The sequence below is a fragment of the Streptomyces flavofungini genome (assembly GCF_014650815.1).
GTDB classification, from domain to species: domain Bacteria; phylum Actinomycetota; class Actinomycetes; order Streptomycetales; family Streptomycetaceae; genus Streptomyces; species Streptomyces flavofungini.
Map to the genome: position 1 here is coordinate 706957 of NZ_BMVR01000004.1, position 8082 is coordinate 715038.

Annotated in this window: 5 protein-coding genes and 1 pseudogene; 4 read left to right on the forward strand and 2 right to left on the reverse strand. The window is 74.0% G+C overall.

The window, feature by feature from the left end:
• Positions 1–46: 46 nt before the first annotated feature.
• On the reverse strand, positions 47–1051 hold the full coding sequence (locus tag IE274_RS13345; RefSeq protein ID WP_190115869.1) for an acyl-CoA dehydrogenase family protein: 1005 nt from the start codon (positions 1049–1051) through the stop codon (positions 47–49).
• Positions 1051–2280, reverse strand: coding sequence for an acyl-CoA dehydrogenase family protein (locus tag IE274_RS13350; protein WP_190115870.1), 1230 nt, complete (start codon positions 2278–2280; stop codon positions 1051–1053). Before IE274_RS13350 ends, IE274_RS13345 begins: the two co-directional genes overlap by 1 nt.
• 104 nt (positions 2281–2384) lie before the next feature.
• Here IE274_RS13350 and IE274_RS13355 point away from each other — a divergent pair, with 104 nt between their 5' ends.
• The 4 genes and pseudogenes from IE274_RS13355 (at position 2385) to IE274_RS13370 (ending at position 7884) form a co-directional block, all read left to right on the forward strand.
• Complete coding sequence (locus tag IE274_RS13355; protein WP_190115871.1) at positions 2385–3167, forward strand: SDR family oxidoreductase; 783 nt, start codon at positions 2385–2387, stop codon at positions 3165–3167.
• 15 nt (positions 3168–3182) lie between these two features.
• Complete coding sequence (locus tag IE274_RS13360) at positions 3183–3836, forward strand: TetR/AcrR family transcriptional regulator (RefSeq protein ID WP_229909501.1); 654 nt, start codon at positions 3183–3185, stop codon at positions 3834–3836.
• Between the two features lie 49 nt (positions 3837–3885).
• On the forward strand, positions 3886–5043 hold the full coding sequence (locus tag IE274_RS13365) for an acetyl-CoA C-acetyltransferase (RefSeq protein WP_190115872.1): 1158 nt from the start codon (positions 3886–3888) through the stop codon (positions 5041–5043).
• Positions 5044–5235: 192 nt separating this feature from the next.
• A pseudogene (locus IE274_RS13370) lies at positions 5236–7884 on the forward strand (ATP-binding protein).
• Positions 7885–8082 lie beyond the last annotated feature (198 nt).

The following is an 8082-nucleotide window of genomic DNA, read 5'->3' on the forward strand; positions in this document are numbered from 1 at the left end:
CGAAGAGGGTTCCGGGTACGCGCCCACGCCCACGCCCACGCGAGGCTCACCCACCCGTCACCACCCGCTCCCGCCACCTCCCCACCCCGCCCCAAGCCCCCCGCAGCGCCCGCGCCTTCAGCAGCCACAGGGACAGGTCGTACTCGGCCGTGTACCCCAGCGCCCCGTGCAGTTGCAGCGCCGCCCGCGCCGCGCCGTACGCCGCCTCCCCGCTGGCCACCTTCGCCGCCGCCAGGTCCACCCGGGCGGCCGACCGGTCGCCGTCCCGCAGGGACACCGCCGCCCCGAACACCAGCGGCCGCGCGAACTCCAGCCCCACCAGGACATCGGCCAGCCGGTGCTTGACTGCCTGGAACGACCCCACCGGCACACCGAACTGCGTGCGCCCCTTCACGTACGCCACGGTCCGGTCGAGGAGCGCGTACCCGACGCCCAAGCACTGCGCCGCCGTCGCCAGCGCCGCCCAGTCGAGCGCCCAACCGGCCGCCGTGTCCGCCGTGTCCCCGGACGCCACCACCTCCCCGCCCGGGAGGAGCCGGGCGAGCCGCCGCGCGGGATCGAGGGAGGTGCGCACGTCCGCGTGGCCGGGCGCGAGCCGGACCTCCGCGTCCCCGGCGGCGAGCAATACCGCTGCGACGTCCGCGTCCAGGGCGTACGGACCGGAGCCGGTGAGCGTCAGCGTCGCGCTCGTCTCGCCGCCGACCAGCCCCGGCAGCGACCGCTTGGCGGGCTCCGGTACGCCGAGTTCCGCCAGGCGCGACAGGAGCGCCACCGCCGCCACCGTCTCGACCAGCGGTCCGGGCGCCGCGTGCCGTCCCAACTCCACGAAGGCGACGGCCGTTTCGACGGGCAGCGGCCCCACGCCCTCGTACGCCTCGGGTGCCGCGAGCGCGAACACCCCGGCCGCGCCGAGCCGCCGCCGCACGGCGAAGCCCGCCGCGTGCTCCCCGGCGGCCCAGGCCCGCGCGGCCGCCGTGGTGTCCGCCGCCGTCAGCATGCCGTCCAGCGAACGCGCGAACGCCCGCTGCTCGTCGTCCAGGAGGAACCGCATCACCGGCGTCCCTTCGGCAGGCCGAGCAGCCGTTCGGCGATGATGTCGCGCTGGATCTCGTTGGTGCCCGCGTAGATCGGCCCGGCGAGCGCGAAGACGTAGCCCTCGGTCCAGTCGGTCGGGCTGGTCGGGCTGAGCGGGACGGGCCGGGTGGCCTGCCCCTGCCCGTCCGGCCACGGCTGCCCCGCGACGGCACCCTCCGCGCCGCCCAACTCCCCTTCCACGCCCAGCAGATCAAGCGCCGTCTCATGCACCCCGATGTCGTACTCCGACCAGAACACCTTGTTCAGGCTCGACTCCGCGCCGATCGGTTCGCCCGCCTCGAACCGGGAGGCGTTGGCCCAGGCGAAGAGCTGGTACGCGCGGGCACCGATGACCGCGTCGGCCACCCGGTCGCGCAGCGCCGTGTCGGACGGGTCGGCGTGCGCGTGCCACGCGCGCACCAGGCGGTCGGCCGTCGCCAGGAAGCGGCCCGGTGAGCGCAGCGTCAGGCCCCGCTCCGCGCCTGTCGTCGCCATCGCGATCCGCCAGCCCTGGCCCGGCTCGCCGATGACGTCCTCGTCGGGCACGAACACGTCGTCCAGGAACAGCTCGGCGAACGCGGGCTTGCCGTCGATGCGGCCGATGGGGCGCACGGTGACGCCCGCCGCGTCGAGCGGGAACATCAAGTACGTCAGGCCGCGGTGCGGCCGGTCCGCGTCCGGGTCGCTGCGGAACAGGCCGAACGCGCGGTCGGCGAACGCGGCCCGGGAGGACCACGTCTTCTGCCCGTTCAGGAGCCAGCCGCCGGACACCCGGCGGGCGGTGGAGCGCAGCGACGCCAGGTCCGAACCCGCCTCCGGCTCCGACCAGGCCTGTGCCCAGACGACTTCGCCGCGCGCCATCGGGGGCAGGACCCGCGCGCGCTGCTCCGGCGTGCCGAAGTCGAAGAGGGTGGGCGCGAGGAGGCTGATGCCGTTCTGCGAGACGCGGCCCGGTGCGCCCGCCGCGTGGTACTCCTCCTCGAACACCAGCCACTCGACGATCCCGGCGCCCCGCCCGCCGTACTCCTCGGGCCAGGACACCACCGACCAGCGGTCCGCGGCCAGTTCGCCCTCCCAGGCGCGGTGGGCCGCGAAGCCCTCCTCGGTCTCCAGCGAGGGCAGGGGTCGCGGCGGCACGTGCGCGGCGAGCCAGGCGCGCGCCCGCCGCCTGAACTCCGTCTCCGCCGCGCTGAATTCGAGGTCCATCGTCGGTCCGCCTCCCGCTCGGGCACCTTCCCTAACAAGTGTTTGGTAGATTATCGTGAGGGGCAGACAATCGTCGAGAGCCGGTGAGCGTCGAGGGGGTGGGTATGGCAGCGATTCCGTACGTGTCCGGGCACGGCCTGCTCGACGGCCGCACCGCCGTCGTCACGGCGGCGGCCGGAGCGGGCATCGGCGGGGCCACCGCGCGCCGCTTCCTGGAGGAGGGCGCGCGCGTCGTCATCGGTGACGCGCACGTGCGCCGCACCAAGGAGGCGGTCGAGCGGCTCGCCGACGAGTTCGGCGCCGAGCGCGTCCACGGCACGCCCTGCGACGTGACGGACGAGCCCCAGGTGCAGGCGCTGTTCGAGCTGGCGGAGCGGCAGCACGGCCGCCTCGACATCGTCGTGAACAACGCGGGCCTCGGCGGCACCGCCGAGCTCGCGGACATGACCGACGAGCAGTGGGACCGCGTCATCGACGTCACGCTGAACGGCACCTTCCGCTGCACCAGAGCCGCCCTGCGCCGCCTGCGCGCCACCGGCTCCGGTGGCGTCGTCGTGAACAACGCCTCGGTGCTCGGCTGGCGCGCCCAGCGCGGCCAGGCGCACTACGCGGCGGCGAAAGCCGGAGTCATGGCCCTCACCCGCTGCGCCGCCCTCGAAGCCGCACCCCACGGGATCCGGATCAACGCCGTGGCCCCCAGCCTCGCCCTGCACCCGCACCTCGCGAAGGTCACCTCCGCCGACGTGCTCGACGAGCTGACCGCGCGCGAGGCGTTCGGGCGCCCCGCCGAGCCCTGGGAGATAGCCAACGTCATCGTCTTCCTCGCCAGCGGCTACTCCTCGTACATGACGGGCGAGACGGTGTCGGTCAGCAGCCAGCACGCCTAGGCGGAGAATGACCGTGTGCCGAAACAGAACCAGTCCAGCGACACCCGTGAAAAGCCGGCCGGCGGCAAGAAGAAGCCCCCGGTGACCCCCTCGCCCGAGCGCCGCGGCGAACTGCTCAGGATCGCCGCGGACGTCTTCGCCGAACAGGGCTACAACGCCACCACCGTCCGCAAGATCGCCGACGCCGCGGGCATGCTCGCGGGCAGCCTCTACTACCACTTCGACTCCAAGGAGTCGATGCTCGAAGAGATCCTGCGGACGTTCCTGACCGAGCTGTGGGACGGGTACGACAGCGTCCTGTCCGCGCCGCTCGGCCCGCGCGAAACCCTGGAAGCCCTCGTCACCGAGTCCTTCCGGGAGATCGACCGGCACCGCTCCGCCGTCGCGATCTACCAGAAGGAGTCCAAGCACCTGGTCGCCCAGACCCGGTTCGAGTACCTGGTCGAGTCCCAGCAGCGGTTCGAGAAGGCCTGGCTGACGACGCTGGAGCGCGGCGTCACCGACGGCGTCTTCCGCGCCGACCTGGACATCCGCCTCGCCTACCGCTTCGTGCGCGACACCGTCTGGGTCGCCGCGTCCTGGTACCGGCCGGGCGGGGGCCACAGCCCCGAGGAGATCGCCCGCCAGTATCTGTCGATGGTCCTGGACGGCATCTCCGTACGCACGTGAATCCCGCGCCGTCGCCGCACGGCGCCCACACCGCGAGGAGTACGCAGCCATGGCCGAGGCCTACATCGTCGAGGCGGTCCGCACCCCCGTCGGCAAGCGCGGCGGCGGCCTCGCCGCCGTGCACCCCGCCGACCTGGGCGCCCACGTCCTGAAGGCGCTCATGGAGCGCAGCGGCGTCGACCCGGCCGCCGTGGACGATGTCGTCTTCGGCTGCCTGGACGCCGTCGGACCGCAGGCCGGGGACATCGCGCGCACGAGCTGGCTGGCGGCCGGACTGCCCGAGGAAGTGCCGGGCGTGACCGTCGACCGGCAGTGCGGATCCTCGCAGCAGGCCCTGCACTTCGCCGCCCAGGGCGTCCTCTCCGGAACCCAGGACCTCGTCGTCGCGGGCGGCACCCAGAACATGTCCATGATCCCCATCGCCTTCGCGTCCCGGCAGGCCGCCGCACCCCTCGGCCTGACCGAAGGCCCCTTCGCGGGCAGCGAGGGCTGGCGCGCCCGCTACGGAGACCGGCCCGTCAACCAGTTCCACGGCGCCGAGCTGATAGCCGCGAAATGGGGCATCTCCCGCACGGACATGGAGGAGTTCGCACTGCGCTCCCACCGGCGGGCCCTGCGCGCCATCGACGAGGGCCGCTTCGACCGCGAGACCGCCCCCCTCGCGGGCGTCACCACCGACGAGGGCCCGCGCCGCGACACCACGGCCGAGAAGATGGCGTCCCTCAAGCCCGTCATGGACGGCGGCAGCATCACCGCCGCCTGCTCCTCCCAGGTCTCCGACGGCGCCGCCGCCGTGCTCCTCGCCGGTGAACAGGCCGTCCACGACCACGGGTTGACGCCCCGCGCCCGCGTCCACCACCTGTCCGTACGCGGCGAGGACCCCATCCGGATGCTCTCCGCACCCATACCCGCCACGGCACACGCCCTGAAGAAGACCGGCCTGGCCCTCGACGACATCGACCTCGTCGAGATCAACGAAGCCTTCGCGCCCGTCGCCCTCGCCTGGCTGAAGGAGACCGGCGCCGACCCCGCGCGCGTCAACGTCAACGGCGGGGCCATCGCCCTCGGTCACCCACTCGGCGCGACCGGCGTCCGGCTGCTGACGACACTCCTGCACGAACTGGAGCGCACCGGCGGCCGGTTCGGCCTCCAAACCATGTGCGAAGGAGGCGGCCAGGCCAACGTCACAGTGATCGAACGCCTGTGAAGACCTCTCGCCCGGCCGCCCACCCGTCCCGGTGCCACCACGCCGCGCCGCACCCCCGGCAACGCGACGGCCTGGCATATGACCGACTGTCACCCATGCGGGAGTAGCTGGGTGGACCGCGCTCCGTGACGGCCCCGACCCGGCTAGGCTCGACTTCTGTACGTCGATTGAGCGACCCCGGGAGGTAGCGCGATGACGCAGGGACGGCCCGGAGGTGGTGGCGCCTGGGCTCCGTTGTGGGAGCGCGACGCGGAACTCGCCGCAGCCGAGCGCGCGATGTCCGCATTGTGCTCGGACCTGACGACCGAGGGCGGCCTGCTCGTCTACAGCGGCGAGGCAGGCATCGGCAAGACAGCGCTGCTGTCCGAGGTGCGCCGCATCGCACAGGGCCGCGCCACGGTCCTCGCCGCCCGCGGCGGCGAGACGGTGACCGAGGTCCCCTTCAACGTCGTCCGGCAACTCCTGCAACCCGTCCTCGTCCAGCTCAGCCCCGAAGAGGGCCGCGAATACCTGGGCGACTGGTACGAGATCGCCGGACCCGCACTCGGCATCACCGACCCGGGCAGCGGCCGCCCCGACCCGCAGGCCGTCTGCGACGGCCTCGTCGACGTGGTCGCCCGCCTCTCCCGGCTGCACTGGCCGCTCGTCCTCATCGTCGACGACGCGCACTGGGCCGACCAGGAGACGCTGCGCTGGCTCGCCGCGTTCACCGAGCGGCTCCATGACCTGCCCGCCCTCGTCGTGGTCGCCCACCGGCCCGGCGAGGCCACCGGCGAGGGCGCCCGCCACCTCGCGCGGATCGGCGCGACCGCCCTGCCCACGACCATGCTGCGCGCCCTCACCCCGGACGCCACCGCGGGCCTGACCCGCGCCACCCTCGGCGAGCACGCCGACGCCCCGTTCTGCCGCGAGGTCTGGGCCGTCACCGGCGGCAATCCGTACGAGTCCGTGGAACTGCTCGCCAAGGTGCAGGACAGCGAGCTGGAACCGGTCGAGAGCTCCGCCGCCGAACTGCGGGACCTCAACCGCTCCGCACGCGGCCGCGGCCTCGTGGCCCGCCTCGAGGACCTCGGCACCAACGTGACCCGGTTCGCTTGGGCCGCCGCGATCCTCGGCCCCGCGGTCTCCGTCGAACTCGCGGCCTCGCTCGCCGGCATGCCGCACGACGACGCCGAACGCTGCGCCGAGCGGCTCCGCGCCGCCCGCATCGTGACCAGCGGCGAAGACGGCCTCGAATTCGTGCACCCGCTGATCACCACGGCCGTCTACGAATCGATCCCGAACGCCACCCGCACCGCCATGCACGGCCGGGCCGCCTGGGCCGTCACCCGCTCCGGGCGCGGCGCCGCCGCAGCCTCCCGGCACCTCCTGGAGGTCCACCCCGACGACGACCCGGAACTCGTCCAGCACTTGCGCGACGCCGCCACCGAACACCTCGCGGTCGGCGCGCCCGACGCGGCCCGCCGCTGCCTGGAGCGGGCCCTGCGCGAGCCGCCCCGGCCCGACGTGCACGCCCGCGTGCTCTACGAACTCGGCTGCGCCACGCTGCTCACCTCACCCGTCACCACCGTCGGGCACCTGCGCGAGGCCCTGTCCATGGCCGGGCTCAGCCAGTAGCTGCGCGTCGACGCCGTGTGCAGGCTCTCCCAGGCCCTGGTGCACAACGACCAGCTCGGCGAAGGCCTGCGCGTCATCGACGAGGAGGCGGCGCGGCTCCCCGACGGACCCGCCCGGCTGCGGCTCCAGGCCGTGCACTACATGTGGGAGGGCATCCACGCGGGCGAGGAGGACTCACCGGGACGCTCCCGGCGCCTCGCCGCCCTCGCCGGTCCGCTCACCGGCCGCGACAACGCCGAGCGTGCGCTGCTCATCCTGCGCGCCTTCGACGCCATGACCCGCGGCGAGAACGCCGAAGAGGTCGTCGAGCTGTGCGACCGCGCCCTCGTCAACGGCCGGCTGGCACCCGGCCTCGGCTGGACCGACGCCGAGTGGAGCTTCGAGCTGCGCCTGATGCTCGGCAGCTCCTACGCCTTCGCCGACCGCCTCGACCGCGCGGAAAGCCTGTTCACGGAGGCCGTCAAGGCGTACGAGACCGCGGGCTGGAGCGGCGGCCACCTCGCGCTCGCGCACGCCTTCCTCGGCTATGTGCACCGCAGGCGCGGACGGCTCAGGGACGCCGAGAAGTCGCTGCGTGAGAGCCTGCGGCTCGCCGACCGCGTGGGCCAGGGCGGACTCCCCATGCACTGGGAGGCCGCCAGCATGCTCATCGACACGCTCCTCGCCCGCGGCCACGCCCAGGAGGCCAAGGCCGTCGCCGACCGCTACGGCTTCGCGCCGCCCTCCGCCTCCACGATCTACGTCCCCGACGCCATGTCCGTACGCGGACGGCTCCTCCTCGCGCTCGGCCACACCGAGGAAGGCCTGAACGAACTGGAGGCGACCGCCAAGGCGTTGACGGCCCGCGGCCAGTACAACACCGTGCTCGCGCCCTGGGCGTACGACCTCGCCCGCGCGCTCGCCGCGGCGGATCCCCGGCGTGCGGGCGACCTCGTCTCGGACGCGCGTGTGCAGGCCGAGCGGTTCGGCACGGACACGGCGATCGGCGAGGCGGTCCGGTGTGCGGCGTCGCTGGAGACGGGGGCGCGGGCCGTCGCGCTCTACGCCAAGGCCGCCACGTATCTCGAGGCGTCGCCGTGCCAGTACGAACACGCCGTCGCCCGGGTCGAGTACGGGATCGCCTCGGGCGCCGTGGAGGAACTTGAGCGGGGGCTCGCTCTTGCGCGGGCCTGCGGGGCGGACGGGCTGGCCGCCCGGGCCGAGATGGAGTTGGCCGGCGTTTAGGCGGCTGCGGCGTTGGTGGGCGTGGGCTCCGGTGGTCGTGCCCTGGACGTGGTCCGGGGTGGGCCCCCGGGGGTTGCCGCCCCCGGACCCCCGCTATCGGCCTGAACGGCCTCGTCCGCAACGCCGGACGGGCTGAAGACTCCCCGGAGCCGGAGCCGGAGCCGGAGCCGGAGCCGGAGCCGGAGCCGGAGCCGGAGC

What these genes read in the sequence shown, in the direction of transcription:
- IE274_RS13345 (WP_190115869.1), bottom strand. Translation starts at nt 1,051, where the DNA reads ATGCGGTTCCTCCTGGACGACGAGCAGCGGGCGTTCGCGCGTTCGCTG.
- IE274_RS13355 (WP_190115871.1), top strand. Translation starts at nt 2,385, where the DNA reads ATGGCAGCGATTCCGTACGTGTCCGGGCACGGCCTGCTCGACGGCCGC.
- IE274_RS13350 (WP_190115870.1), bottom strand. Translation starts at nt 2,280, where the DNA reads ATGGACCTCGAATTCAGCGCGGCGGAGACGGAGTTCAGGCGGCGGGCG.
- IE274_RS13365 (WP_190115872.1), top strand. Translation starts at nt 3,886, where the DNA reads ATGGCCGAGGCCTACATCGTCGAGGCGGTCCGCACCCCCGTCGGCAAG.